Consider the following 25,494-nt stretch of genomic DNA (forward strand, 5'->3'; position numbering starts at 1 on the left):
GATGGATAGGTTAAGAGAAATTATTAAAAAAATTAAATCTTTATCTTTAAGTCAAAAAATTGCTTTAGTTATTATTGTTGCTTTGATTATAAGTAGCATTTGTGTAAGTTTTCTTTGGATATCTTCTCCTGAATATCAACTTCTCTATGGTAATCTTTCTCCAGAAGATGCAGGTACAATAGTAAAAAGATTAAAAGAATTGCATATTCCATATAAATTGAAAAATGGTGGACGAGATATCTATGTACCTCAAAATAGAGTATATGAAACCCGTCTTACTTTAGCCAGTGAAGGTTTACCAAAAGGTGGACAGATTGGATTTGAAATCTTTGATCGCCGTATATTTGGCATAACTGATTTTGTGCAGAAGTTGAATTATCAGCGAGCCCTTCAGGGAGAATTGGCTCGGACAATTTCTAGTCTTAACGAAGTTAAATGGGCTAGGGTACATATTGTAATACCTGAAGAATCTTTATTTACTACTGAAAAAAAGCATCCTTCAGCTTCAGTACTATTAAAATTAAATCCTGGTCAACAACTTAATCGAGAACAGATTAAAGCTATTACTTATTTAGTAGCTGCAAGCATTCCTCAATTAAAACCTGAGGAAGTAGTTGTAGTAGATACTAGTGGAAATATGTTGGCTGGAGGTAAAAGTAATGTCTACTCCGGAGAAAGACTAACAGAGCTTTTAAAGGTTCAACACCAATTGGAAAATCAATTAGAGCAAAAAATAAAAGATTTATTAGAAAAAGTCGTAGGGTCAGGAAAGGTAGTGGCAAAGGTTTCAGTTGAAATGGACTTTTCAAAATTAGAAAAAACACAAGAACTTTATGACCCAGAATTAAAAGTAGCTAGAAGTGAGCAAGTAACTGAAGAGATAGCAAGTGGAAGTGAAAATATTCCTGCTGGAATTCCAGGTGTAGTTTCCAATTTACCTCAAACACAAGCTACTGCTTCATCTACTAAAACTACACCTTACAAGCAAAAAAGAACAAATAAGATAGTCAATTATGAGATTACTAAAACAATTCAGCATATTACAGAACCTATGGGAAAAATTAGGAAAATATCAGCAGCTGTTCTTGTAGATGGTATTTATAAAGAAATAGAGGGAGAAATGCGTTATTTTCCTCGTACAGAAGAAGAAATAGAAAAATTTAAAGCTATTGTAGAGAAAGCAATTGGTTTTAGTAAAGAAAGAGGTGATCAAGTAGAAGTAGTAAATATACCATTTGATCAAACATTCTTTAAAGAGCAAGCCAAGATTGAAAAGGAAATGGAAAATATAGCAAAACGGCAATGGTGGTATCAATTAGCTATTTCTGTTATTAAAGGTATTGTACTATTAGTTCTTATCTTTACACTTATACGTCTACTGAAAAATTTAACAAAATCTATAACTCCAGAAGTATCTGTACCTAAAGAATTACCAAAACCTGTTAAGGAACTTGAAGCTACTGTAGGTGCTTTACCTGCTGAGAAAGATCTTGAAGAGATGAAAGAAGAGATAAAACAAATCGCTCAAAAAGAACCTGCTCGTCTAGCTCAAGTAGCTCAGGCATGGCTTAGGGAGGAATAAATGCATAAGAAATTGAATGGTTTAGAAAAAGCCTCAATTTTACTACTTAGTTTGGATGAAAATTTAGCTGCTCAAGTGTTAAGAAATCTAGATGATAGAGAGATTCAAAAGTTAACTCAATGTATGTCTCAATTAGAAGTTGTTAGTAAAGAAGAAATAAAAGAAGTATTAAAGGAAGCTATACAGAAGTTAAAAGAAGTTGGGATTGTAGGAAAAGGAAAAGATTTTGTCTCTAGACTTCTTACTAAAGCCTTAGGAGAAAAAAGAAGTGAAGAGCTTTTGAAGGTATTAAAAGGAATTTCCACTTTTCCAGGTGAAACAGGAAGTACATTTCAATTGGATAGCAAAATGCTAGCTACACTTATCCAAGATGAACATCCTCAGATTATTGCCCTTATTCTTTCATGTATGGATCCAGAAAAAGCAAAAGAAGTTATTAGTGAATTGCCTCAAGAATACAGAGCAGACATCATTTATCGAATTTCTACTATGGAAAGTATTCCTCCTGAAGTAGTAGAGGAGATTCAAGAGACACTACGTAATAAAATTACTGGCACAGGTATAGGAGAGGCAAGACATGGAGGATTAGATAAAGTTTTAGAGATTGTGAAAAAAATGGATAAAAATACAATTGAAGCTATTTTAACTGATCTTCAAGAATTAGATTCAAATCTTGCTGTTAAAATAGAAAATCAATTGTTTACTTTTGAAGATCTAATTCATCTAGATGATCGTAGTGTTCAAACTTTACTTCGTGAGATTGATACTCGTGATTTAGTATTAGCCTTAAAAGCCGCTAGTGAAGAGCTTAAAGACCTATTTTTGAGAAATGTTTCTCAAAGAGCACGGGAGATGATTTTAGATGACATGGAAGCCATGGGGCCAGTAAGATTGAAAGATGTAGAAGCAGCTCAACAAAGAATCGTTGATGTAGCAAAGAAATTAGAAGAGGAAGGTAAGATTATTTTACAAAGAAGTGGAGAAGAAAATGTCTTTGTCTAATGTGAAAAATTTTGAGTATCAAGATGCTTCTGTTTTTGAGATTAAAGGGGATGTAAAAGAAATAACACCACTTTTCTCTTTACCCAAAGAGGCATCATCTGAAGATTTACTTGTTAAAGCAAAGGAAGAAGCAGAGCAAATTAAAAAACAAGCTTATGAAACTGGTTTTAAACAAGGATTAAAAGAAGGAATAAAACAAGGAGAGAAAGAAGCAAAAATAGAAATTTTGAAAAAAGCTGAAAAAAAATTGGAAAACTTAGAGAAAATAATTGAGGAAATTGCACAGTTTAGACAAAAACTTTTCCAAAAAATGGAAAAAGAGATCCTTGGATTAGCATTAGCTATTGCAAAAAAAATTGTCAAACAAGAAGTAAATATAAACAAAGAGGTAATTTTAAATAACATTCGAGAAGCAATTAATAAATTAACAGAAGTTGATAGGGTTTTTGTAAAAGTAAATCCTGAAGATTATGAATTTATTCAACAATATAGACCAGATTTTTTAGAAACATTAAATCAAAAGCAAAAGATAAAACTGATAAAGGATGAGACAATAAAACGTGGTGGATGTTTGATTGAAACAGATTTTGGACAGATAGATGCTAGAATTGAAACACAATTGGAAAATCTTACAAAAGACTTATGCAGGGCATGATAGATTTAAATAAATATTATCGAAGAATTGTTGAATCTGAACCGATTTTAGTAAGGGGTAAAGTGAAAAAAGTAGTTGGACTTGTTGTTGAGGGTGCGGGTGTGAAGGCTGCTGTAGGTGATGTATGCGAGATTGTAACAAGTGATAAAAAAATAGAGGCAGAGGTGATTGGTTTTAAAGAAAATATGCTTCTTTTAATGCCTTTTGGTGAAATACGAGGAGTTTTACCTGGAAGTGAAATTCTACATTTGGAAAGACGAGCTACAGTAGGTGTAGGTAAAGGATTATTGGGGAGAATAATAAATGCTTTAGGAGAACCACTTGATGATAAAGGAGGAATAAAAATAGAAGAAGAATACCAACTTTATGCTCTATCTTCCAATCCACTTGAAAGAATTCCTATAGATACACCACTTGATGTAGGCATAAGAAGTATAAATGGATTACTTACTTTAGGAAAAGGCCAAAGAATAGGCATCTTTTCTGGTAGTGGAGTGGGAAAAACAACTCTGCTTGGGATGATGGTGAGGAATGCTGAAGCTGATGTGAAAGTAGTTGCCCTTATTGGAGAAAGAGGAAGAGAAGTGAGAGATTTTGTGGAAAAGCATATTAAAAATGCTATGAATAAAACAGTTCTAGTAGTAGCAACTTCTGATCAACCGCCTCTTTTACGTATGCGAGGTGCTTTTGTAGCAACAGCTATTGCCGAATATTTTAGGGATCAGGGAAAAGATGTGCTTTTAATTATGGATTCTCTTACCCGTTTTGCTATGGCTCAACGTGAATTAGGGCTTTCTGCAGGTGAACCACCTACTACTAAAGGCTATACACCTTCAGTTTTTGCTACTTTACCAAAGCTGTTAGAAAGGGCAGGTTATTGGCAAAAGGGTAGTATTACTGCTCTTTATACAGTATTAGTAGAAGGTGATGATATGTCAGATCCTATTGCTGATGCTTCAAGGGCAATCTTAGATGGACATATCATACTTGCACGAGAACTTGCCAGACAAAATCATTATCCTCCAATAGATATTTTAAACAGCGTTAGTAGAGTAATGCCAGATATTGTAGATCAAAAGCATCTTTATTTAGCAAATGAATTTCGAGATGCTTTGGCTGCTTATAAGTCTGCAGAAGATTTAATTAATATTGGTGCCTATGTGAAAGGAAGTAATCCGCGCATAGATAGATCTTTAGAACTTATAGAAAAACTTAGGACTTATTTAAAGCAAGATATGAATGAAAAAGTTTCTTTTGAAAAAAGCATAGAACAATTACAGGAGATCTTCTATGAAATTTAAATTAGAACAAGTTTTAACATTTCATCAAAAACAAGAAGAAAGATTATCAAAAGAATTAGCAGATATTAAATTAAAACTAGAAAATCAACGAGCTCATTTGCAGTCTTTAAATGATGAAAGAATAAATTTGCTTAATTCTATTCGTGATCATCAAGAAAAATCAGAAGGATTGTGGGATGTTATTGCCTGTTTTCATTATTTAAGTGTTTTAGACAAAAAAATCGAAAAGGCAAAGGAAGGGATTAATATTCTTAAAATTCAATATGAAGTAAAGCAGAAACAGCTTATTGAGACAGCTAAAGAAAGGAAAATCTTAGAAAAACTTAAGGAAAGATGGTGGAGACAGGAACAGAAAGTTTTGCTTAAAAAAGAACAAGTATTATTAGATGAATTTGCTATTAATGGTTATGTGCGCAGGGAAGGTTAAAAAAATAATTTGTTTAATCATAATTTGTTTAATTTTAAATTGGATTAAAGTACTTGCACAAGAAGATGCTCCAAGGTTTGAAAAAGAAATTAAGCTTATAGAGCTTTTAAAACAAAAGGAAAAAAAGCTTATGGAAAAAGAAGCTATTTTAAAAGAGAAAGAGAAAAAATTATCTGCTATTAAAGATGAAATCACTGCATTATTAAAAAAATTAATGGCATTAAAAAAGGAATTAGAAAAATATTTTGCTCAATTAGAAGCTGTAAATGATGACCGTCTTAATCAATTAGCTAAAATGTATGAATCCACTCCACCAGAACAAGCTGGAAAAATGCTAGAAGTGCTTGAACCAAAATTGGCAGCACAGATTATTTTACGCATGGATAAAACAAAAGCAGGTGCTATTTTAGGATATTTAAATCCTCAAATTGCTCGAAAAATCACTGAAGAAATGACAAAGCTGAGGTAATTATGGATATTGCTACTATTTTAGGTATTATTTCTGCCTTTGGTTTAATGATTGCAGCTATTTTGCAAGGTAGTGGTTTAACACTTTTTATAGATATTCCATCTGTCTTAATAGTAGCTGGAGGAACTATTGGTGCTACATTAATAGACTTTCCTTTAAAAGAAGTTTTTCGAGCAGTAAAGGTAGCCAAAAATGCTTTTTTTAACAAACTGGAAGTTCCTACAGAGTATGTACGCCTTCTTGTTTCTTTTGCTGAAAGAGCACGTAAAGAAGGGATTCTTGCTTTAGAAGCAGAAACTGAAAAGATAGATAATCCATTTCTTAAAAAAGGTCTTCAAATGCTTGTAGATGGTTTTGAACCAAGAGTAATAGAAGATACTTTAGGGAAAGAGATAGATTATTTAAAAGAAAGACATAAATTGGGAGCAGATATTTTCACTGCTATGGGTACATTTTCTCCAGCTATGGGAATGATTGGTACTCTTATAGGTTTAGTGCAGATGCTTCAAAATATGTCTGATCCAAGTTCTATTGGGCCAGCAATGGCTGTTGCATTGATTACCACTTTTTATGGAGCTGTCTTGGCTAATGTAGTTTTTCTTCCTATTAGTGGCAAACTTCAAGTATTAAGTAAATATGAGTGTTTAATAAAAGAAATGATTTTGGAAGGAATATTGGCTATTTCAGAAGGACTCAATCCTCGAATAGTTGAGCAAAAACTTCATGTATTTTTAGAACCAAGGCTAAGGGCATTAACTGAAAAGAAGGGAGAGTAATGCCAAGGAAGAAAAAAGAAGAAGAAAGTAAAAGACCTAATACTTTTGTAATTAGTTTTGCTGCACTCTCTACTATTATTCTAGCATTTTTCATCACTATGACTACAATGGCCACCATTGTTGAAGAAAAGGTAGTAAGAGGTTTTTATTCTATTAGAGCAAGCTTTGGGGTAACTGGTGGGAAAATCTCTCCATTAGAAAGTTTCTTAGGTACCCTAGAGGAATACACTTTGGAAGGTGTAGATCATAAAGCAATTTTACAATTACAAGAGTTTTTACGTAAGCATCCTTTAGCAAAGGATATTCATTTAGGTATTACAAAAAGAGGATTGATTGTAGCATTGGGAGCTGATTTGCTATTTTCACCAGGAAGTGCAGAATTACATCCTCGCATTTACCCAATTTTGGAAAAAGTTGCTTGGTTAATTAGTAGTTGTAAAAATCAAATAAGGATAGAAGGTTATACTGATAATACTCCTATTCATACTTCACTTTTCCCTTCTAATTGGGAGCTCTCAGGGAATAGGGCATTAGCTGTTTTGAAATATTTCTTAAATAAAGGAATTCCAGCCAAAAGAATGGTAGCTGTTGGCTATGGAGAAACAAATCCTCTTTTCCCTAACGATACTCCAGAACATCGAGCAAAGAATAGAAGAGTATGGATTGTTTTAGAAGGAATACCAAAAAAAATAAAGAAATCAGAAATTTTAAATGTACGAGGTTTTATTTTCAAAGTGAGGTAAAGAATGGCTAAAAGAGATCCAAATTTTTGGATGCTTACTTATTCTGATATGATGACACTCCTTCTTACCTTTTTTGTGATGTTAATTTCAATGTCTTCATTTGATATTGAGAAATTTAAAACATATGCAGCTAGTGTAGGTCATGCTTTAATAAGTGGAAATGGTCTTGGTATATTTAAAAAAGGAGGAACAGGAAAGATTGAATTAATTTCTCGTCGTGAGATTTTAGAACAATTAAAGAAAACTGTACCAAAAAACATAGTAGCAGAGCTTACCAGAAATATAGAAGTAATACCAAGAAAAGATGGGTGGATTTTTAGAATTCCTGCTGATATTCTTTTTGCTCCAAATAGTCAAGAAATTTCTCCTAATGCTTATCCCATTTTAGATAAAATTTCTATGTTAATTAAAAATTTATTAGTTGATGTGGAAGTAAGAGGTCATACTGATGACAAAGAGAAAAATAAATGGGAACTTTCTTTAAGACGGGCAGCAAAGGTACTTCGATATTTTACTGAAAAGAAAAAACTAAATCCTGAGCGTTTTGTTCTTATGGGGTTTGCTGATACAAAACCTATAGTGCCTAACATTAATGAAGAAAATAGAGCAAAAAATAGAAGAGTAGAAATTATTGTTAAAAAGAAAAAATTTATTATAGGGAGCTAATTATGGCAGAAGAAGAAACTCAAAAATTGGAAGAGAAAAAAGAAAAAAAGGACTTTCTTAAGCTAATAATGGTGATTTCTCAAATTCTCATTCTGCTTTTAGTTGTAGCAATATTTGTTTATTTTAAATTCTTTTTCTCTTTACCCACTGTTCCTGCTACAGTGGAATCACAAGAAAAAATAAAGAAGCAAGAAGAGTCTACTGTACAAAAACAAGTAATTTCTCATTTAGATCCTTTTGTTGTTAATCTTTTAGATGAAGAAGGGAGACGTTTTTTAAAAGTAACAATAGATTTAGTAGTGGAGTCTGAAAAAGTAAGTAAAGAAATAGGAGAAAGATTGCCAGAAATAAGGGACCTTATTATTGTATGTCTTAGTGATAAAAGTTTTAATGAAATTTCAGACCAAATGGGGAAAATGAGGTTAAGGAATGAAATTAAACAGCAGCTTAACAGTCTACTTACCACAGGAAAAGTAACCAAAGTTTTATTTACTGAGTTTGTAGTGCAATAAGGAGGAAAAATGTCTCAAATATTAACAGAAAAAGAAGTAGAGGTTCTACAAAAAGCCCTTAGTGAAAAGCAAGTCTCATTGGAAGGAGAGAAAAGAGTACCAAAGGTTCAAAAATATGATTTTATTGTTCAAAAAAGGATAACTCCCCGCATTGCAGCTATTTTAAATGTAGTTTTTAACCGTTTTTTAGTAAACTTTAGGGCTTCTCTTTCTTTAAAATTAAGACGAGTTATTAGAATGCAACTTTTGCCTTTTGATAATCAAAAATTTAATGAATTGACCGAAGGATTACCACCTGTATGTTGGTTAGAAATTATTGAAATAGCACCATTACCAGGTCAATGTCTTTTTATTATTAATCCTGAACTTGTTTCCGTCTTAGTAGACCTTCTTTGTGGTGGAAATGGGAAAAGACCAACAAAAGAAATTCAAGCTGTTTTTGCTCCCTTAGAACAATCAGTAATGAATAAAATTGTTGTTTTAGCCCTTAAAGATTTGGAAAGTGCTTGGGAAACAGTGATGAAGGTAAAAGTAAAGTCAGTAGGATTAGAATTTAATCCACAATTACTTACAGGATTTTCTCCTGATGATTATTTCTGTCTTATTCCTGTTAAGGTTACATTAGGAGAATTCAATAGCATGATGGCCTTTGGTTTGCCTCATTATACTTTAGAACCTTTAAAAGAACAATTTTTAGAAAAAAAAGAAGTCCAACCAGTTGACCAAGAAGCTATGCAAAAACTACTAAATCATCTTTTAGATACAGAAGTTGAAGTTACTGTAGAATTAGCAACCAAAGAAATGCGTTTGAAAGACATTATGGAAATGGAAAGAGAGAAAATCATTGATCTTAATAAAAGTCTTTCAGAGGAAGTAATTGTAAAAGTGGAAGGTATGCCTTTGTTTAAAGGTTATCCTGTCCAATTTAAGGGCAACAAAGCAGTAAAGATTTCAGAGGTATTAAAATCTTTTTCTCTAGAGGAGGAAGTTCATGAAACAAACAATACCAAAGGATAAAGTGAAGGAAATCTTAAAAGAAGCTGCAGATCAACATATAGCAGCACCAAATTTAGAATTAATTTTAGATGTTCCTTTACAAGTTACTGTAGAGTTGGGAAGGACAAAAATGACTATTAGAGATCTTTTACGTTTAAGAGAAGGCTCAGTAATAGAGCTTTCCACTCCAGTAGGAGAGCCGTTAGATATTCTTGTTAATCAGAAACCCGTTGCTAAAGGAGAAGTTGTGGTTGTGAATGAAAGATATGGCGTGAGAATCCTTTCAGTAATAAGTCAGATGGAAAGACTAGAACAGCTTAAATAATGGAGGAGATATGAGATTTTTAGTAACTTTTATCACTCTTTTTCTTATAATGATTTCCTTATGTTTTGCAAATGAAGCAAAAAAAGATATTGTAAATGAAACTTTAGACAAATACATTTCTCCTCTTAAAACAAATCCTGATAGAAAAATGATATCTGAAAATTTTCCTCAATCATCACTTCCTTCTTTATTGAAAAGTTTAAGTGCTTTATTTTTCGTTTTAGGGATAATTTTATTAAGTTTTTGGGGTTTTAAAAAAATAATAAAACGGGGAATGAAAAATATTAGTGGGCAAATGATAAAGGTAATAGCTCTTCATCATCTTTCACCACGTCAAATGATTGCAGTAGTAGACATTATTGGTGAAAGGTTGGTTTTAGGAATAACACCTAATCAGATTACTACTTTAGCTAAATTAAATACATCTAAAGTAGATACAGAATTTGCTGTGAATTTTAGACAAGAAGCTTTAAAGACAGAAAATGCTATGTCTCAGATGTTGGCGATTTTAAAAGAGAAAATGGGGGAATTAAAGCGAATATGAAGAAAGTAATTGCAATAATCATTTTAACTATTTTTTGCTGTCCTAATATAGGTTTTTCTCAAGAGTTTTTCAATCATTCTTATACTATAAGTACAGTTATACAAATTGCTATTTTACTTACAATTCTTTCCTTAGCTCCTGCTATTTTAATTATGCTTACTTCTTTTACTCGCTTTATAATAGTTTTTTCTATCTTAAGACAAGCTATGGGTACTCAACAGATGCCTCCTAATCAGGTACTGATTGGAATTTCTCTTTTCCTTACTTTCTTTGTAATGACTCCTGTATGGCAAAAAATTAATCAGCAAGCATTTAAACCTTATCTTTCTCATCAACTTTCTTTAGAAGCTGCCTTTGTTAAAGCTTCAATTCCTTTACGTGAATTTATGCTTAAACAAACTCGAGAAAAGGATTTAGCCCTATTTGCAAAATTAGCAAAAATTACCCCAGCGACACCAGCTGATTTACCAATGACAATTATTATCCCAGCTTTTGTCATTAGTGAATTGAAAACAGCATTTCAAATAGGCTTTTTCATTTATATACCATTTCTTGTTATTGATATGGTTGTAGCCTCTGTCTTACTTTCTATGGGAATGTTGATGCTACCGCCTATTATGATTTCTCTACCATTTAAATTAATGCTTTTCGTATTAGTAGATGGATGGGGATTGATTGTGGGTTCACTGTTACAAAGCATTAATTTTTAGGAGGAGAAAGATGACACCTGAATTTGTTTTAGGTATAGGACAGGAGACTTTAAAAATAACACTGCTTATCTCTGCACCTATGCTTTTAGCTGGTTTAATTGCAGGAGTACTAGTAAGTCTTTTTCAAGCTGTTACTCAAATCCATGAAATGACTTTAATTTTTGTACCTAAAATTTTAGCAGTAGTAGTAGCTTTAATCTTTTTTTCACCATGGATGTTACGTTTAATGTTAGATTTTACTATACGCATTTTTACTCAATTTCCTATTTATTTGGGATGAAAAATGAAGGAATTAACTATTTTAATAACAAAATATTTACCTTATAGTACTTACTTTTTCCTTATCTTTGTCCGAGTCTTTGGTATAGTTTATTTCTTTCCTTTCTTTAACAGTATGATTGTGCCTTGGCAGGTAAAAGCAGGACTAGCAGCTATTATGAGTTTTATTATTTTACCATTTTTTAAGTTTCAAGTTATATCATTTGATATTTGGGAATTGGGAATAGCAGTTATCCGTGAATTATGTGTTGGTCTCAGCTTAGGATTTATCATTCAAATAATATTTGATGGTATTCATTTAGCAGGTCAAATAGTCGGTTATCAAATGGGTTTTGCTATTGTAAATGTGATTGATCCATATATGAATACTCAAATTTCTATTATTGCTCGATTTAAAGGATTATTAGCTTTATTAATATTCTTTAGCCTAAATGCCCATTATTTAGTAATTTCAGGTTTACTTAAAAGCTTTGAGCTTGTGCCTATTGCTGGATGGACATTCAAAAACCGCATGGCAGCTCAACTTGTTCGGTGGACAGGAGACATATTTATTATGGCATTAAAAATTGCCTCTCCTGTACTTGTCACTCTTTTTTTAACTAACATCGCCTTAGCTCTTATTGCCCGCACTATGCCCCAAATAAATGTATTTATTATTGGTTTTCCATTAGAAATAGGCATAGGCTTTTTAATGCTTGGAATTACTATGCCTTTTTTCTCTTGGTGTTTCCGACAATTTTTTGAAAAAGGGCTTTATGAAATGTGGTTTAATCTCCGTTTAGGAGGATTATAGTGCCTTGGTTTAGAGAAGAAGATAAAACTGAACCGGCAACGCCGAAAAGGCGAGAAGAAGCTCGCAGTAAAGGGCAAGTAGCTAGGAGTCAAGAAATCCCTTCAGCCTTTATCATTTTAGGAAGTACTTTAGTTCTTTATTTCTGTGGAAATTATATGTGTCGTCAGTTGGTTTGTTTTAGTAAAGAGATTTTTATAGAAGCAGGTCGTTTCCCATTAAATGATGTAAATTTCCTTAAAATAAGCATTTTAAGTATAAAAACTATAAGTTATATAATGTGTCCATTATTTGTAACCTTGGTGATAATTGGTTTTTCAGGTAATTGTTTACAAACAGGTTTCCTTTTCACTACTTATCCAATCATTCCTGATATTTCCCGTATTAATCCTATAAATGGTATAAAACGTTTATTTTCAATGAGTTCTTTTATCGAATTAATTAAATCTTTATTTAAATTGTTACTTATAGGTTTTGTTACTTATAGGACTATTAAATCAGAATTACCTTATCTTTCTATGTTAAGTACTACTTCTTATTATGATGTATTTGTTTATACAGCGAAAATAACATTAAAACTTTGTCTACAAGTAGGTTTAATTATGTGTATTTTAGCTATAGCAGATTATTGTTATCAAAGATATGAATATGAAGAAGGCTTAAAGATGACAAAACAGGAAGTAAAGGAAGAATATAAAGAAAGAGAAGGTGATCCAAAGATTAAGGCAAGATTAAGAAGTATGCAACGGCAGCTTGCTAGAAGACGTATGCTTCAGGAAGTACCTAAAGCTGATGTAGTTATTACTAACCCAACATTAATAGCTGTAGCACTCAAATATACCTATGGAGAGATGCCAGCACCTCAGGTAGTAGCTAAAGGAGCAGGATTTTTAGCAGAAAAAATAAAACAAATTGCTATAACACACAATATTATGATTGTAGAGAATAAATGGCTAGCGCAAATTCTTTATAGAACTGTAAATGTTGGTGATTTTATACCTCCTAAACTATATCAAGCAGTAGCTGAAGTTTTAGCATATGTCTATCAGATTAAAGGGAGGAGGATAGCAGTCTGATGTTAGAACAATTAAAACGAAGTGATCTTTTTGCCGCAATAGGGATTGTTGTTATTTTGATGGTGATGATCATCCCTATACCTCCTTTCTTAATGGATATTTTACTTACTTTTAGCATTAGTTTTTCCCTTATTATTTTGCTTGTAGCTATGTATATTTTAAAACCTTTAGAATTTTCAGTATTTCCTTCTATTCTTCTTGTAGCTACTCTATTTCGACTTTCTCTTAATATTGCCTCTACTCGCCTAATTTTACTTCATGGAAATGAAGGACCAACAGCAGCTGGACAGGTAATACGTGCCTTTGGCCAATTTGTGGTAGGCGGAAATTATGTTGTTGGATTTATAGTATTTCTCATCCTTGTAGTTATTAACTTTGTAGTAATTACCAAAGGTGCAGGTCGTATCGCAGAAGTAGCTGCCCGTTTCACACTTGATGCTATGCCTGGAAAGCAAATGAGTATTGATGCGGATTTAAATAGTGGTCTTATTGATGAAGCTGAAGCAAGAAGACGGCGAGAATTAATTTCAAAAGAAGCGGATTTTTATGGTGCTATGGATGGAGCAAGCAAGTTTGTAAGAGGTGATGCTATTGCTGGCATTATTATTACTCTCATCAATATTGTTGGAGGACTAATTATTGGTGTCCTTCAACAGGGGATGTCTTTATCTAAGGCAGCTAAGACTTACACTATTTTAACTGTTGGTGATGGTCTTGTAAGTCAAATACCAGCCCTTATTGTCTCTACAGCTGCTGGCATTATTGTTTCTAGAGCTGCTTCTGAATCTAACCTTGGTCAAGATATGGCTAAGCAATTATTTAACTATCCTAGAGCAGTATTTACTGCTGCTTTTATTGTCTTTTGCTTTGGCTTTTTGCCTGGTTTGCCTCATATTCCTTTTTTGCTTCTTGGACTTGCAATTGGTGGTTTAGGTTATGTGGTAATGCAAGCACAGCAAAGAATAGAAGAAGAGACTATGGCTGAAGTACCTCTGGAGGAAGAAGAAGAAATAACAGAAGTGCCTCCTTTAGATCCTATTGGACTTGAAATTGGTTATCGCTTAATTCGTTTAGTAGACACATCTCAGGGAGGTGATTTATTAGAGAGAATAAAACTTTTGAGAAAAAAATACGCACAGGAAATGGGCTTTATTTTACCCCCTGTGCGGATAAGAGACAATCTTCAATTATCTCCTAATGCTTATTCAATCCTTATTAAAGGAATAGAAATAGCTAAAGGAGAGTTAATGATGGGTTACCATTTAGCCATTAATCCAGGAAATGTAAAAGGGAAAATAGAGGGTATTGAGACTAAAGAGCCAGTTTTTGGACTTCCTGCCCTTTGGATACCAGAAAAGGAGGTTAAAAAAGCTCAAGCCCTAGGTTATACAGTTGTTGATCCCACAACAGTACTTATTACTCATTTTACTGAAGTAATCAAAAGACATTGTTATGAGCTTCTTGATAGACAAGAAGTGCAAGCACTATTGGATAGTTTGCGAAAGACACATCCTAAAGTAGTGGATGATCTTATTCCAAATGTATTAAGCCTTGGTATTGTGCAGAAAGTGCTTCAGAATCTTTTACGCGAACAAGTGCCTATTAGAGATTTAGTAACCATTTTAGAGACTTTAGCTGATTATGCACCAATGACAAAGGATCCAGAAGTTCTTACAGAATATGTAAGAGAAAGATTGGGTCGCTATATTGTAAAACAATATCAAACAGAAGATGGCACACTTCCTGCTATTATGCTTGATCAGGAAGTGGAAGATCTTATTAAAAAGGGTATTGAACAAGCAGAATTTAAATCATATCCAGTGTTGGAGCCTCAAGTGCTTAATAAACTTACTGCCCAATTAAATAAAGCCATTTCTCAATTAACAACTCAAGGATATTTGCCCGTAATTTTATGTTCTACTAATGTGCGCAGATATTTTAAAAGACTATTTGAAAGAATAATGCCACAATTAATAGTGCTTTCATATAACGAAATACCGAGCAATATCAAAATAAAGTCCCTAGGAGTAGTGAGGTTAGGAGATGAAGATTAAACGTTTTGAAGCACAAACTGTTCAAGAGGCAATAAAGCAAATAAAAGAAACATTAGGTCCTGATGCTGTAATTCTTTCTATTAAAGAAATCAAGAGAGGAAAGGGTATTTTAGGTTTTTTACATAAAGGAGTGGAAGTAACAGCTGCTATAGATATGCCTGTAGAGCATTCTGAAAGTCCTGTTGAAGAAAAATTTGAAAAGATAGAGTCTTTTTCTAATTTAGTTCGAGTAATGGAGGAACTTAAATTAGAGATAAAAGAGCTTAAAGATTACATTCAAACATTTATGCCAAGTCCTACAGAAGCTAGTACAGAAATTTTTAATCTTTGCCAACAAATGAGAATGAATGGTTTAGCAGCGGAGATTGCCTTAAAGTTAATTGAAGGATTTAAAGAAGGATTTTTAGATACAATTGATGAAAATATGAACATTCAAGAATTTCTTAGTTATTTGTTAAGTAGTTTAGTTAAAATTTTACCACCATTAGAGGATATAAAAGATGAGCAAAAAATTGCTGTTTTTGTAGGTCCTACAGGTACAGGTAAAACTACCACATTAGCTAAGATTGCAGGAAATTTAGTTAAAGTAGGTAAAAATGTAGGTATTATTACATTAGATCCTCGAAAATTTGCTTTAGAACAGCTTAACTTTTATGCCAATAACTGGGGAATACCAATAGAAAAGGTAAAATCACCAAAAGGACTAATAAAGGCAATTAGACGTTATGTAGAAAAGGATGTGATTTTTATAGATACTTGTGGTTGTAGCCCTAACAATGAATTTCAGATTAAAGACCTTGGTCGCTATTTACATCAATTGTCAAAACCATTGTTAATTTATCTAGTCTTAAGTGTGACAACAAAAGAAGAGATACTTTTAAAAACAGCAAAACAATTTGATTTTCTTTCTATTTCTAGCCTTCTTTTTACCAAACTAGATGAAGGAGATGCACATGGCACTATTTTCAATCAGATGATTTATACAGGTAAACCGTTGTCTTATTTAACTACAGGGCAACGGGTGCCTGAGGATATAGAGATAGCCACCCCTGAACGGGTGATTGATTTAGTTATCAATAACTTAAGAGGTGATAGCGATGTTGAGAGAAACGCTCAGATATCGTGAGAAAATGCCAAATGCTGCGTATTATGCAGGTAATAGGTATAAAATTAAAGCTCCTCAGGCCCGAGTTATATCTATTACTAGTGGTAAAGGAGGGGTAGGTAAGACAAATGTAGTAGCTAATCTTGCCTATGTCTTAAGCCAAATAGGGAAAAAGGTTTTAGTAGTAGATGCGGATTTGGGGTTAGCAAATATAGATATCCTTTTAGGTCTTACTCCTAAATATAACCTCCAACATGTGATTTTGGGAGAGAAAAGACTAAGTGAGGTCATTATTTCTGGCCCAGGTGGTGTACGAATTCTTCCAGCTAGTTCTGGTGTAGAAGAACTTGCTGCACTTAATTCTGAACAGAAAAAAAGGCTAATAGTAGAATTTTCTTTTTTAGATGATAATTATGATTTTCTTCTTATTGATACAGCTGCAGGAATTTCACCAAATGTTATTTACTTTAACTTAGCTGCTTCAGAGATTGTTATTTTAGTTGAGCCAGATCCTACTTCATTTACTGATTCTTATGCAATGATAAAAGTGCTTTCAGTAAAATATGGTGTGGATTATTTTAAAATTCTTTTAAATAATGTAACTTCTGAGAATGAAGCAAAAGAAATTTTTGAAAAACTTCATCTAGTTACAGATAAATTCTTGCAAGTTCGTTTAGAATATCTCGGCTATATCTTTCATGACAAAAAACTACGTGAGGCAGTAAGGATGCAACGTGCTGTTGTTGAAATTTTTCCTTATGCTAAATCAAGCCAGTGTTTTCATCAAATTGTTAAAGCCCTTTGTGATGAGCCAACAAATCTAGGTGGGAATAGTGTTAACCGATTTATAAACCGTTTATTAGGGAGGGATTATCTATGAAACCACTGGCTGAACGAATTACTGATGTAAATAAAGAGAAAGAAACAATACGAACTCAAATGATTCTTCAGTATCTTCCATTAGTGAAATACACTTTAGAAAGGATGAGTCTTTTTATTCCGCCTACAGTGGATAAAGAAGACCTTATAGAAGCTGGTATTCTTGGATTAATTGATGCAGTTGAAAAGTTTGATCCTACAAAAAAATGCGATTTTAGTACTTATGCAAAATTTCGGATTAGAGGTGCTATTTTAGATGAACTTCGAAATTTAGATTGGATGCCAAAGTCATTAAGGCAAAAGGCTAGACGATTAGAAGAGATTTATCTGCGTCTGGAGCAAAAATTAGGTCGCCCTCCATCAGATGAAGATGTGGCTATGACATTGGGTATTAGTGAGGAAGAATATCAACAATTAATTCAAAAATTAAAAGGCATTAGTATAGTCTATTTAGAGGATCTTCTTAATAATGCAGAATTAGAACGGGGTAATATTTCTGATATTGTAGTAGATCAAAATGCTGAATCAGCTATTGAATTTATCTATTCTAAAGAGCTTGTATCTATTTTAAGTCAGGCCATAGCAGAATTGCCAGAAAGAGAAAGACTTGTAATTTCTCTTTATTACTACAATGGTCTTACTTTAAGGGAAATTGGTGAAGTTATAGGGGTGGCTAAATCTACTGTATGTGAATTACAAACAAAAGCTTTAATTCGTTTACGAGCTAAATTAAGACATAAACTAAAGGAGAGATAAATGAAGTTAATAGAATTAAACCAAATTATATCAAATACTCCTTTAGTAGAAAAAACACAACAAAGCCATCAAAAAATGGATGAAGAAGCTAAAAAAATGTTTTTTCTCAATTTGCATAAAGAATTAATGCGTAAAGATAAACAAATTTCTAAACCTCCTGAGACAAAAGAAGCAAGGTTAGAAGAGAAAAAAGAAAAGACAAAGGAAGAGAGAAAAAAAAGAGAAAAGAAAGGGAAATCTAAAACAGAAGGAGGTCTTGATATTAAGGTATAGGAGGTAAACATGGAGTTATTTGGTGGTGCTTTTAAAAACATGGAAAAAGTTTTAGATTTTTATGCTTTAAGACACAATTTATTGAGTGCTAATATTGCAAATGCTGAAACACCTAATTATCGAGCTTTTGATCTTGTATTTAAAGAACAGTTAAAAAAGGTTTTTTCTGATAAAAACTTACCTTTATTGCTTACTAATAGTCGCCATATTTCATCAAAACCAAAGGATATTTATGAAATAAAACCTGTTTTAGTTGCTACTTCTCCTCTTACTTTAGGTCTTGATGGAAACTTTGTAGATATTGATTATCAGATGTCTCAACTCGCTCAAAACACTTTAGAATATCAAGCATTAGTGCAAATGTTAATAAGGAAAATTGCAATTTTGAGATATGCCATTAATGAAGGAAGGAGGTAAGTATGGATCCTTTTTTAGCTTTTAAAATTGGTGCAACTGGTTTAGCTGTACAAAGATTGCGTATAAACCTTATTGCAAGCAACATAGCTAATATAGAAACAACTCGCACTCTTAAAGGCACACCTTATCGGCGTAAGGATCTAGTTGTTATGGCAATGCCTGTTATACGTCCAGCAAATTCTAATAATCCTTTTGAAGAGAAATTAATCAGAGCACTTAAAGCAGTAATACCTGTAGAAGTAGTGGAAGATTCAAGACCCTTTAAATTAGTTTACAAACCAAGCCATCCTGATGCTGATGATAAAGGTTATGTAAGATTGCCAAATGTTAATCCTATTGAGGAAATGGTGAATATGATTTCAGCATTAAGAGCTTATGAAGCAAATATTACAGTAATTAACAATACCAAAATGATGATGATAAAAGCATTAGAAATAGGTCGTTAGGAGTAATGATGATAAAGAGTGATTTAATAATAGAATCATTTAATAAAAAATTTATTAATCTGAATTTGAAATCTTTTATACAAAATGGGGCTGATTTTGGTGAGCTTTTACAGTTATTAATGCAGTTAATTTCTGATGTTAAACCTATTTTGAATGAAGATAAAAATGTTTCTCTTTCAATTTCTTCAAAGGAATTTCCAAAAAAATTAATAAATCTTAAGGAACCATTAAAAGGAGAAGAAATAGTAAAAAATGAATATTTGGAAGAACCATTAGAAAAACTATCAAAAGACAAAGGTATTTATCCAGATTTAATGATTATTGTTGAAACTGGAAGAAATCAAGAAAAGAAAACACTATTTTTTACAAATCCAGAATTAAAAGAAAAAAATTGTTCTAAGTTTTGTCTTTTTCAAATAAAAGATGAGTTTGAAAAAAAGATTGAATATAAAAAATCTTTAGAAAAAACTATAAAAATTGATTTTGCTCCAAAAGAAATTAATATTGAAGAGGAAAAATTATTTATGTTTAAACAAGTAGAAAAAAATATTGATTATAAAAAAGCATTCCAAAATGGAAAAAGATACACTTCATCTAAATCTTTTGAAAATCTTCCTCAAAATAAAGTTATAATTCACAACACAATACATTGTTTAAAGCAACCAAAATTAAAAATAAAACAAGAAAATATTTATCCTATAAATTTGGAGAATCAAACTGTAACTATAAATGAAAAGGAAAATATTGAAAAAAACACAATAAAACTAATTTTTCCCCAATTGGAGATAGAAGAAATGCCTAAAAAATTAAAAGAAGTTTCAAAATTAAAGATAGATGAAAATAAAGAGCAAAAATCTGTTATTGGCAATCTCTTTAACACTGACATAAAGAAAGAAGTTGAAAAATTGCAGATTTTGAAAATGAATAGACCACTTATTAAAATTGATCAGGATGCAATTATTGAACAAATTGTAAAAAAAATAGAGGTTCAATTTCAAAATGGGAAGCAAGAAATTATACTAGATTTGAAACCAGAGGTATTAGGAAAACTTAAAATTCATATAAGTATAGATAAGGGCACTCTTAAGGTGCACTTTTTTACTAACACATACATAGTGAAAGAAGTGATAGAAAAAGGACTAGAGATGCTTAAACAGAGCTTTGGACAACAAGGATTTTTAATAAGTGAGTTTAATGTTTCTTTAGCTAATGAACATTCTGAATTTTATATGCCTAGAAATGGAAGACAATTGCCTCAAACTTATAAAAAAGAGAAAAGAGAAAAAGTTGAAATAATAAAACCAAAAATTTCAAAAAATCTTTCAATTAACTCAAAAAGTATAGATTTTTGGGCTTAAAGGAGGTAAAAAATGCAAGTAAACAGTATTTATACCCCACAAAGGACTTCTGAAGATAAAATAAAAAACCCTAATACATTAGATGAAAATGATTTTTACCAAATTTTAATTACTCAATTACAAAATCAGGATCCACTTGATCCACTTAAACCAGATGAATATGTTGCTCAACTGACTCAGTTTGCCCAATTAGAAGCAGTAAATGATGTAAAGCATATGTTTGAAAATCTTATGCTTTATCAAACTTCTATAAATAATCTACTTGCTTTAAACCTTCTAGGAAAGGAAGTTAAAGCAGAAGGCGATATTATTCATTTAGAAAAAGATAAAGATGCTACGATTCATTATCAACTTCTTGATGATGCACAAAAAGTTTCCATTCATATTTATAATGAAGACGGAAAACTTGTTCGAACTATAGAAGTGGGTGCTCAATCAAAGGGAGAACAAAGTATTATTTGGGATGGTAGAGATGATAAAGGTCATCATTTACCTTCAGGTGATTATACATTTTCTGTAACAGCTATAAAAGATGGTCTTTCTGTTGGTGTTAATACATATATGTTAGGGCCTGTAACAAAAGTAGAATTTGATAATAATAAACTTTATTTAACTATTGGTGAAAGTAAACATCTTGTAAATTTAGAAGACATTATAGAAATTAAACAATAAATGAAAGGAGGTGTTAGAAGATGTTAAAGTCATTATTTACTGGTGTGAGTGGTCTAAATGCTATGAGTTTGGCGATGGGGACTATAGGCAATAACATTGCCAATGTAAATACAGTAGGTTTTAAGGGTTCACGTAATGTTTTTGCTGATTTGCTTTCCTCTTCAATAGGAAGGCTTAGTATTGGTGGTGGAGTCAGAATGAGTCGTGTGGTACCCAATTTTATGCAAGGTTCTATTATTACTACTGGCAATACTACTGATTTAGCTATTGATGGTGATGGTTTTTTTATAGTTAATACTGGTAATGGGATTTATTATACACGTAATGGTCTTTTTCTCTTAGATGCTGATGGTTATTTGGTAACTTCCGAAGGTTATAGATTACAAGGATGGCAAATCAATCAAAATGGCACTATCAGCAGTACATTAGGAGATATAAATCTTTCAAATATCATGAGTGAAGCACACGCAACATCAAATGTAAGCTTGAAAGCTAATCTTGATGCCGAAGCTGAAATTATTACTGTTCCATTTGATCGGGATGATCCCTCTACTTATAACTATTCTACTACTCTCACTGTTTATGACTCCCTTGGAAAAGCTCATGCTATAAGTATATATTTTGTTAAAACTAACGTTAATACTTGGGATGCTCATTATGTATATGTAGATGGGACAGGTACAATTAGAGATGCAGGTACTCAGACACTAACTTTTAATTCTGATGGTTCATTAAATGATGACAATGATACACCTATTAATTTTGATTTTGGTGGTGGCGCAGTTTCCCCTCAGGCTATTTCTTTTAATTATGGTACTGGCACTAGTGAAGGAGGCACAGGTTTAGATGGTTCTACACAATTTGCTGCACCTTTTTCCACTAATTTTTTAGGACAAGATGGTTATCCAGCAGGGGATTTAAAGAGTATTTCTATTAATGAAGATGGAATAATAGAAGGTTTATTTTCTAATGGTCAAGTAAGAAATCTTTATCAAATCGCTTTAGCTGATTTTGTTAGCCCATGGAATTTAGCCAAAGTAGGAGACAATCTTTATGCTGAAACTGGGGCTTCAGGTCAACCTATTATTGATGTGCCTAATACAGGAGGTAGAGGAAAGATTATTTCTGGTGCTTTAGAGATGTCTAATGTTGATTTAGCTACAGAATTTACTAATTTAATCCTTATTCAACGAGCTTTTCAAGCAAATGCTCGTGTAATTACTACTAGCGATGAAATGCTTACAGAATTAGTAAATATTAAACGTTAATTTAGGAGGTAATTATGCATCCCAGCATTTACATAGCGCTTTCTGGCAGTATTGTTCAAGAGGAAAGGTTAAATACTATTACGCATAATTTAGCTAATGTGAATACTCCTGGTTATAAAAAGGATATAATAGGATTCCGCCAATATTTTCTTTCAGCCCTAGAATATATTCAAATAGATTTTACTCCCGGACCTCTTCTACCTACAGATAATCCCTTTGATTTAGCTATAGAAGGAGATGGCTTTTTTGTAATAGAAACCCCAGATGGTATAAGATACACTCGCCGTGGGGATTTTAAACTGGATCAGAAACATCGATTAGTGACAAAACAAGGTTTTTTGGTATTGGGTAAAAAGGGGGTGATTTTCGTTAGAGGAAAGGATTTTGTTGTTGATCAAGATGGAATAGTAAGAGTAGATGGTGTAGCAGTAGATTCCTTAAGAATAGAGAATTTTCCAAAAGGAACTATTTTAAAAAAAGAACAAAATGGACTTTTTGTTCCTATGAATGGAGCTACTTCATCATCTGTTCAAGCAAAGGTGAAACAAGGTTATTTGGAAGGTGCCAATGTTAATATTGTTAAAGAAATGGCAAACATGATTCAGACATTGCGTAATTATGAAACCTGCCAGAAGTTAATTCAATGTATTGATGAAATTACTGGAAGAGCAATTAATGAAGTTGGAATAATAAAAATTTAAGGGGGTGATAAAATGATTCGAGCATTATGGATTGCCGCTAGTGGTATGGAAGCTCAAAATTTAAACGTAGATGTTATTGCTAATAATTTAGCTAATGTTAATACTGTAGGATTTAAAAAATCTCGAGCTGATTTTCAGGATTTAATGTATCAAAGCTTATTAGCACCAGGTACAGCCTCTACTACTCAAACAACAGTACCTACAGGTATTGAATTGGGTCAAGGTGTGAGACCAGTAGCTGTACAGAAAATTTTCTCTCAAGGTGATTTTCAAAAAACAGATAATCCTTTGGATATGGCTATAGAAGGGGATGGATTTTTCCAAATCCTTTTACCAAATGGTGAATTGGCTTATACCCGTTCTGGTGCCTTTAAACTAGATAGAGAAGGTAGAATAGTAACTTCAGATGGTTATCTACTTCAACCTGAAATTGCTATCCCCGAAGACACAATCAATATTACTATCGGTTCTGATGGCACTATTTCTGTAACTCAACCTGGCCAAAGTGTAGCTAGTCAAGTAGGTCAATTACAAATTGTTAAGTTTATTAATCCTGCTGGTTTAAAAAGTATTGGAAGAAATCTTTTTATCCCTACAGAATCTTCAGGAGAACCTATAATCGGCATACCAGGTGAAGAAGGTTTTGGAACAATTGCTCAAGGTTATTTGGAACTTTCTAATGTTAGTGTTGTTGAAGAAATGGTGAATATGATTATTGCCCAGCGGGCTTATGAAGTAAATGCCAAAGCCATCCAGACAGCAGATGAAATGCTGCAGATGGCAAATAATGTTAAAAGGTAAAAGAATATGAAAAAAATATGTATTATTTTATTGATTAGCTTTTTTATCAATATTACTGCTGCTGTAAAAAATATGGCAGATTCTCCTAATTTGTATATACCAAAAGAAATTAATCTCTGGTTAGATAAAGAATTTTTTGAACTCTTTCACTGTCAGCCTTCGGATGTAGTAATTTATGCAACAAATGCTGATGAAAAGATGTTATTACGTCAAATCGTTGAGTTGATGCAACTTCAATTAAAGACTAATCTTATGCTTATAAAGCAAAATGAACGTATTATTAATCTTTTGGAAAAAATTGAAAAGAAAAAGCAATGATGAGGATTATTTTAACATTTTTTGTTTTTCTTTTAATAATATTACCTTTAAATGCTGAAATTTTACATATAAAAATACCTTCAGAAATAAAAGTAAAAAATTCTATTGTTCGATTAGCTGATATTGTTGAAGAGCCAAATAAGCTACCAAAAGTTTGGCAGAAAATGGTTTTAGGAAATATTGTCAATCCTGGTGGTAGTCTTGAGATTTCGAGAGATTATTTAAAAGCAAGGCTTTTACAGGCAGGGGTTTTTCTTGAAGATTGGACATTAGAAATGCCAAATAAGGTAAAAATTATACGAGATTATTTGCTTATTTCTAGAGAGAAGATAGAAAAGATTGCCTATCGTTGTGTTTATGAAAGACATCCTTGGAAAAATTATCTTAAAATTTTAGAAATAAAAGCACCTTCAGATGTAATTTTACCTTCTGGTAAAGTAAGCTTTTTTTGCCAATTTCCTAGTCAAAAACAATTTTTAAGTAGTTTTTCTCTTCCAATTGCATTTTCTATAAATGGTCAAATAGTAAATAGAACTTGGGTTACAGTAAAAGCTAAAATAAGTCTACCAGTGGTAGTGACATTACGTCCCTTAGCTAGAGGAGAAGTAATAAAAAAAGAAGATGTTAAAATTGAAAAAAGAGAATTTTCTAAAATAAATCCTAGAATGTTTTCTCGTTTAGAAGAAGTTATTGGTAAAAGGATGAAAGTAAGTATTGGTGCTGGTGAAATACTTACTTATGCACAAGTGCAACCTATTCCTTTAATTCATCGAGGTGATATTGTAACTATTGTAGCTGAATCTCCAGTGTTAAAAGTGACAGTTAAAGGTAGGGCAAAAGAAGATGGATGCAGGGGAGATTTAATTAAAGTTTTAAATTTAAATTCTAAAAAAATTGTTTATGGACGAGTAATTGACAATCATACCGTTAAAGTGGAGTTTTAAAATGAAGCTTAAGAAATTAATAATATTTTTAATATCAATTATAGGCTGTGCCACTATTCATAAAACTACACAAAAGACTCCTTCTTTTGTTACACCACCTCCCACTGAACTTAAAAAACATTCACTTTTATTAGAAAATAGTCCTCAGGCTCGCCTTTTTTCTGACTTACGAGCATATCAAGTGGGAGACATTATTACAATTAAAGTAGTTGAAACAACTATAGCTTATAATAAAGCAGAGACAAAAACTTCACGAAAGTCAGAAGTAAAAAGTGGTATTAGCAATTTTTTTGGTATTGATTTAACAGATCATACTTCTCTTTCTGCTAGTGCTGAAAATGCCTTTGAAGGTAAAGGAGAAACTAATCGAAGTGAAAAACTTATAACAACTTTTACTGCTCAAGTAATAAAAGTATTTCCAAATGGAAATCTTTTGGTAGAAGGAAAAAGAGAATTAGTAATTAATAATGAAAAAAGAATCATGATTTTAAGAGGGATTGTGCGTCCTATTGATATTTCCCGTGAAAATGTAGTGCTTTCTACTCATATTGCTAATGCAGAAATAATTTATAAAGGTAAAGGAGTAGTATCAGACAAGCAAAAAACAGGATGGTTTATAAGAATTTTGGATAATATTTGGCCATTTTAG

General features: G+C 32.2%; 32 protein-coding genes. All 32 read left to right on the forward strand.

Translation table 11 applies throughout. The features are described 5' to 3' along the window. Position 1 precedes the first annotated feature (1 nt). The 32 genes from fliF to LWW95_05520 are packed head-to-tail and all read left to right on the forward strand — an operon-like array spanning position 2 to position 25,494. Positions 2 to 1,582: a flagellar M-ring protein FliF gene (gene fliF / locus LWW95_05365; GenBank protein MDL1956461.1), complete on the forward strand. Its 1,581-nt coding sequence runs from the start codon at positions 2 to 4 to the stop codon at positions 1,580 to 1,582. Beyond that, positions 1,583 to 2,584, forward strand: coding sequence for a flagellar motor switch protein FliG (gene fliG, locus LWW95_05370; protein ID MDL1956462.1), 1,002 nt, complete (start codon positions 1,583 to 1,585; stop codon positions 2,582 to 2,584). It begins immediately after the preceding gene. Continuing rightward, positions 2,571 to 3,239 carry a hypothetical protein gene (locus LWW95_05375; protein MDL1956463.1) on the forward strand — a complete coding sequence of 223 codons (669 nt, stop codon included), beginning with the start codon at positions 2,571 to 2,573 and terminating at the stop codon, positions 3,237 to 3,239. Before fliG ends, LWW95_05375 begins: the two co-directional genes overlap by 14 nt. Then, a complete protein-coding gene (locus LWW95_05380) occupies positions 3,236 to 4,540 on the forward strand; it encodes a FliI/YscN family ATPase (GenBank protein ID MDL1956464.1) in 1,305 nt (434 codons plus the stop codon). Before LWW95_05375 ends, LWW95_05380 begins: the two co-directional genes overlap by 4 nt. Next, positions 4,530 to 4,967 carry a flagellar export protein FliJ gene (gene fliJ / locus LWW95_05385; GenBank protein MDL1956465.1) on the forward strand — a complete coding sequence of 146 codons (438 nt, stop codon included), beginning with the start codon at positions 4,530 to 4,532 and terminating at the stop codon, positions 4,965 to 4,967. Before LWW95_05380 ends, fliJ begins: the two co-directional genes overlap by 11 nt. Further along, positions 4,927 to 5,436 (forward strand): hypothetical protein, encoded by a 510-nt coding sequence (locus tag LWW95_05390; protein ID MDL1956466.1) that lies wholly within the window; start codon positions 4,927 to 4,929, stop codon positions 5,434 to 5,436. Before fliJ ends, LWW95_05390 begins: the two co-directional genes overlap by 41 nt. 2 nt (positions 5,437 to 5,438) lie before the next feature. Beyond that, entirely contained in the window at positions 5,439 to 6,212 is a 774-nt protein-coding gene (locus LWW95_05395) for a MotA/TolQ/ExbB proton channel family protein (GenBank protein ID MDL1956467.1), read from the forward strand. Then, on the forward strand, positions 6,212 to 6,955 hold the full coding sequence (locus tag LWW95_05400; protein ID MDL1956468.1) for an OmpA family protein: 744 nt from the start codon (positions 6,212 to 6,214) through the stop codon (positions 6,953 to 6,955). Before LWW95_05395 ends, LWW95_05400 begins: the two co-directional genes overlap by 1 nt. 3 nt (positions 6,956 to 6,958) lie before the next feature. After that, on the forward strand, positions 6,959 to 7,621 hold the full coding sequence (locus LWW95_05405; protein MDL1956469.1) for an OmpA family protein: 663 nt from the start codon (positions 6,959 to 6,961) through the stop codon (positions 7,619 to 7,621). Positions 7,622 to 7,623: 2 nt separating this feature from the next. Beyond that, positions 7,624 to 8,133 (forward strand): flagellar basal body-associated FliL family protein, encoded by a 510-nt coding sequence (locus tag LWW95_05410; GenBank protein MDL1956470.1) that lies wholly within the window; start codon positions 7,624 to 7,626, stop codon positions 8,131 to 8,133. 9 nt (positions 8,134 to 8,142) lie between these two features. Continuing rightward, positions 8,143 to 9,150, forward strand: coding sequence for a FliM/FliN family flagellar motor switch protein (locus tag LWW95_05415; GenBank protein ID MDL1956471.1), 1,008 nt, complete (start codon positions 8,143 to 8,145; stop codon positions 9,148 to 9,150). Then, positions 9,125 to 9,454: a flagellar motor switch protein FliN gene (fliN, locus tag LWW95_05420; GenBank protein ID MDL1956472.1), complete on the forward strand. Its 330-nt coding sequence runs from the start codon at positions 9,125 to 9,127 to the stop codon at positions 9,452 to 9,454. Before LWW95_05415 ends, fliN begins: the two co-directional genes overlap by 26 nt. A 10-nt stretch (positions 9,455 to 9,464) precedes the next feature. Next, complete coding sequence (fliO, locus tag LWW95_05425; protein MDL1956473.1) at positions 9,465 to 9,998, forward strand: flagellar biosynthetic protein FliO; 534 nt, start codon at positions 9,465 to 9,467, stop codon at positions 9,996 to 9,998. Beyond that, positions 9,995 to 10,708, forward strand: coding sequence for a flagellar type III secretion system pore protein FliP (gene fliP, locus LWW95_05430; protein ID MDL1956474.1), 714 nt, complete (start codon positions 9,995 to 9,997; stop codon positions 10,706 to 10,708). The genes fliO and fliP overlap by 4 nt, the downstream gene beginning before the upstream one ends. A gap of 10 nt (positions 10,709 to 10,718) precedes the next feature. Continuing rightward, positions 10,719 to 10,988: a flagellar biosynthesis protein FliQ gene (gene fliQ / locus LWW95_05435; protein ID MDL1956475.1), complete on the forward strand. Its 270-nt coding sequence runs from the start codon at positions 10,719 to 10,721 to the stop codon at positions 10,986 to 10,988. Positions 10,989 to 10,991: 3 nt separating this feature from the next. Next, positions 10,992 to 11,780: a flagellar type III secretion system protein FliR gene (gene fliR, locus LWW95_05440; GenBank protein ID MDL1956476.1), complete on the forward strand. Its 789-nt coding sequence runs from the start codon at positions 10,992 to 10,994 to the stop codon at positions 11,778 to 11,780. Continuing rightward, positions 11,780 to 12,853, forward strand: a complete 1,074-nt coding sequence (flhB, locus tag LWW95_05445; protein ID MDL1956477.1) for a flagellar biosynthesis protein FlhB — start codon at positions 11,780 to 11,782, stop codon at positions 12,851 to 12,853. The genes fliR and flhB overlap by 1 nt, the downstream gene beginning before the upstream one ends. Beyond that, positions 12,853 to 14,907: a flagellar biosynthesis protein FlhA gene (flhA, locus tag LWW95_05450; protein MDL1956478.1), complete on the forward strand. Its 2,055-nt coding sequence runs from the start codon at positions 12,853 to 12,855 to the stop codon at positions 14,905 to 14,907. The genes flhB and flhA overlap by 1 nt, the downstream gene beginning before the upstream one ends. Then, positions 14,897 to 16,033 carry a flagellar biosynthesis protein FlhF gene (gene flhF, locus LWW95_05455; protein ID MDL1956479.1) on the forward strand — a complete coding sequence of 379 codons (1,137 nt, stop codon included), beginning with the start codon at positions 14,897 to 14,899 and terminating at the stop codon, positions 16,031 to 16,033. The genes flhA and flhF overlap by 11 nt, the downstream gene beginning before the upstream one ends. Further along, on the forward strand, positions 16,005 to 16,892 hold the full coding sequence (locus LWW95_05460) for a MinD/ParA family protein (GenBank protein MDL1956480.1): 888 nt from the start codon (positions 16,005 to 16,007) through the stop codon (positions 16,890 to 16,892). The genes flhF and LWW95_05460 overlap by 29 nt, the downstream gene beginning before the upstream one ends. After that, positions 16,889 to 17,647: a FliA/WhiG family RNA polymerase sigma factor gene (locus tag LWW95_05465; GenBank protein MDL1956481.1), complete on the forward strand. Its 759-nt coding sequence runs from the start codon at positions 16,889 to 16,891 to the stop codon at positions 17,645 to 17,647. The genes LWW95_05460 and LWW95_05465 overlap by 4 nt, the downstream gene beginning before the upstream one ends. Beyond that, positions 17,648 to 17,920, forward strand: coding sequence for a hypothetical protein (locus tag LWW95_05470; protein ID MDL1956482.1), 273 nt, complete (start codon positions 17,648 to 17,650; stop codon positions 17,918 to 17,920). It begins immediately after the preceding gene. A 9-nt stretch (positions 17,921 to 17,929) separates the two neighbouring features. Continuing rightward, positions 17,930 to 18,337: a flagellar basal body rod protein FlgB gene (gene flgB, locus LWW95_05475; protein ID MDL1956483.1), complete on the forward strand. Its 408-nt coding sequence runs from the start codon at positions 17,930 to 17,932 to the stop codon at positions 18,335 to 18,337. 2 nt (positions 18,338 to 18,339) lie between these two features. Next, entirely contained in the window at positions 18,340 to 18,783 is a 444-nt protein-coding gene (gene flgC, locus LWW95_05480; protein MDL1956484.1) for a flagellar basal body rod protein FlgC, read from the forward strand. 8 nt (positions 18,784 to 18,791) lie between these two features. Next, a complete protein-coding gene (locus LWW95_05485) occupies positions 18,792 to 20,141 on the forward strand; it encodes a flagellar hook-length control protein FliK (GenBank protein ID MDL1956485.1) in 1,350 nt (449 codons plus the stop codon). Positions 20,142 to 20,153: 12 nt separating this feature from the next. Continuing rightward, positions 20,154 to 20,813 carry a hypothetical protein gene (locus LWW95_05490; protein ID MDL1956486.1) on the forward strand — a complete coding sequence of 220 codons (660 nt, stop codon included), beginning with the start codon at positions 20,154 to 20,156 and terminating at the stop codon, positions 20,811 to 20,813. 20 nt (positions 20,814 to 20,833) lie between these two features. Further along, complete coding sequence (locus tag LWW95_05495; GenBank protein ID MDL1956487.1) at positions 20,834 to 22,081, forward strand: flagellar hook protein FlgE; 1,248 nt, start codon at positions 20,834 to 20,836, stop codon at positions 22,079 to 22,081. Positions 22,082 to 22,095: 14 nt separating this feature from the next. Beyond that, complete coding sequence (locus LWW95_05500; protein MDL1956488.1) at positions 22,096 to 22,782, forward strand: flagellar hook-basal body protein; 687 nt, start codon at positions 22,096 to 22,098, stop codon at positions 22,780 to 22,782. Between the two features lie 12 nt (positions 22,783 to 22,794). Continuing rightward, entirely contained in the window at positions 22,795 to 23,583 is a 789-nt protein-coding gene (gene flgG, locus LWW95_05505; GenBank protein MDL1956489.1) for a flagellar basal-body rod protein FlgG, read from the forward strand. A gap of 6 nt (positions 23,584 to 23,589) precedes the next feature. Then, positions 23,590 to 23,901 (forward strand): hypothetical protein, encoded by a 312-nt coding sequence (locus LWW95_05510; GenBank protein MDL1956490.1) that lies wholly within the window; start codon positions 23,590 to 23,592, stop codon positions 23,899 to 23,901. After that, positions 23,898 to 24,845 carry a flagellar basal body P-ring formation chaperone FlgA gene (gene flgA / locus LWW95_05515; GenBank protein ID MDL1956491.1) on the forward strand — a complete coding sequence of 316 codons (948 nt, stop codon included), beginning with the start codon at positions 23,898 to 23,900 and terminating at the stop codon, positions 24,843 to 24,845. Before LWW95_05510 ends, flgA begins: the two co-directional genes overlap by 4 nt. A 1-nt stretch (position 24,846) precedes the next feature. After that, complete coding sequence (locus LWW95_05520; protein ID MDL1956492.1) at positions 24,847 to 25,494, forward strand: flagellar basal body L-ring protein FlgH; 648 nt, start codon at positions 24,847 to 24,849, stop codon at positions 25,492 to 25,494.

The organism is Candidatus Desulfofervidus auxilii (assembly GCA_030262725.1).
In the GTDB taxonomy this organism is placed as follows: domain Bacteria; phylum Desulfobacterota; class Desulfofervidia; order Desulfofervidales; family Desulfofervidaceae; genus JAJSZS01.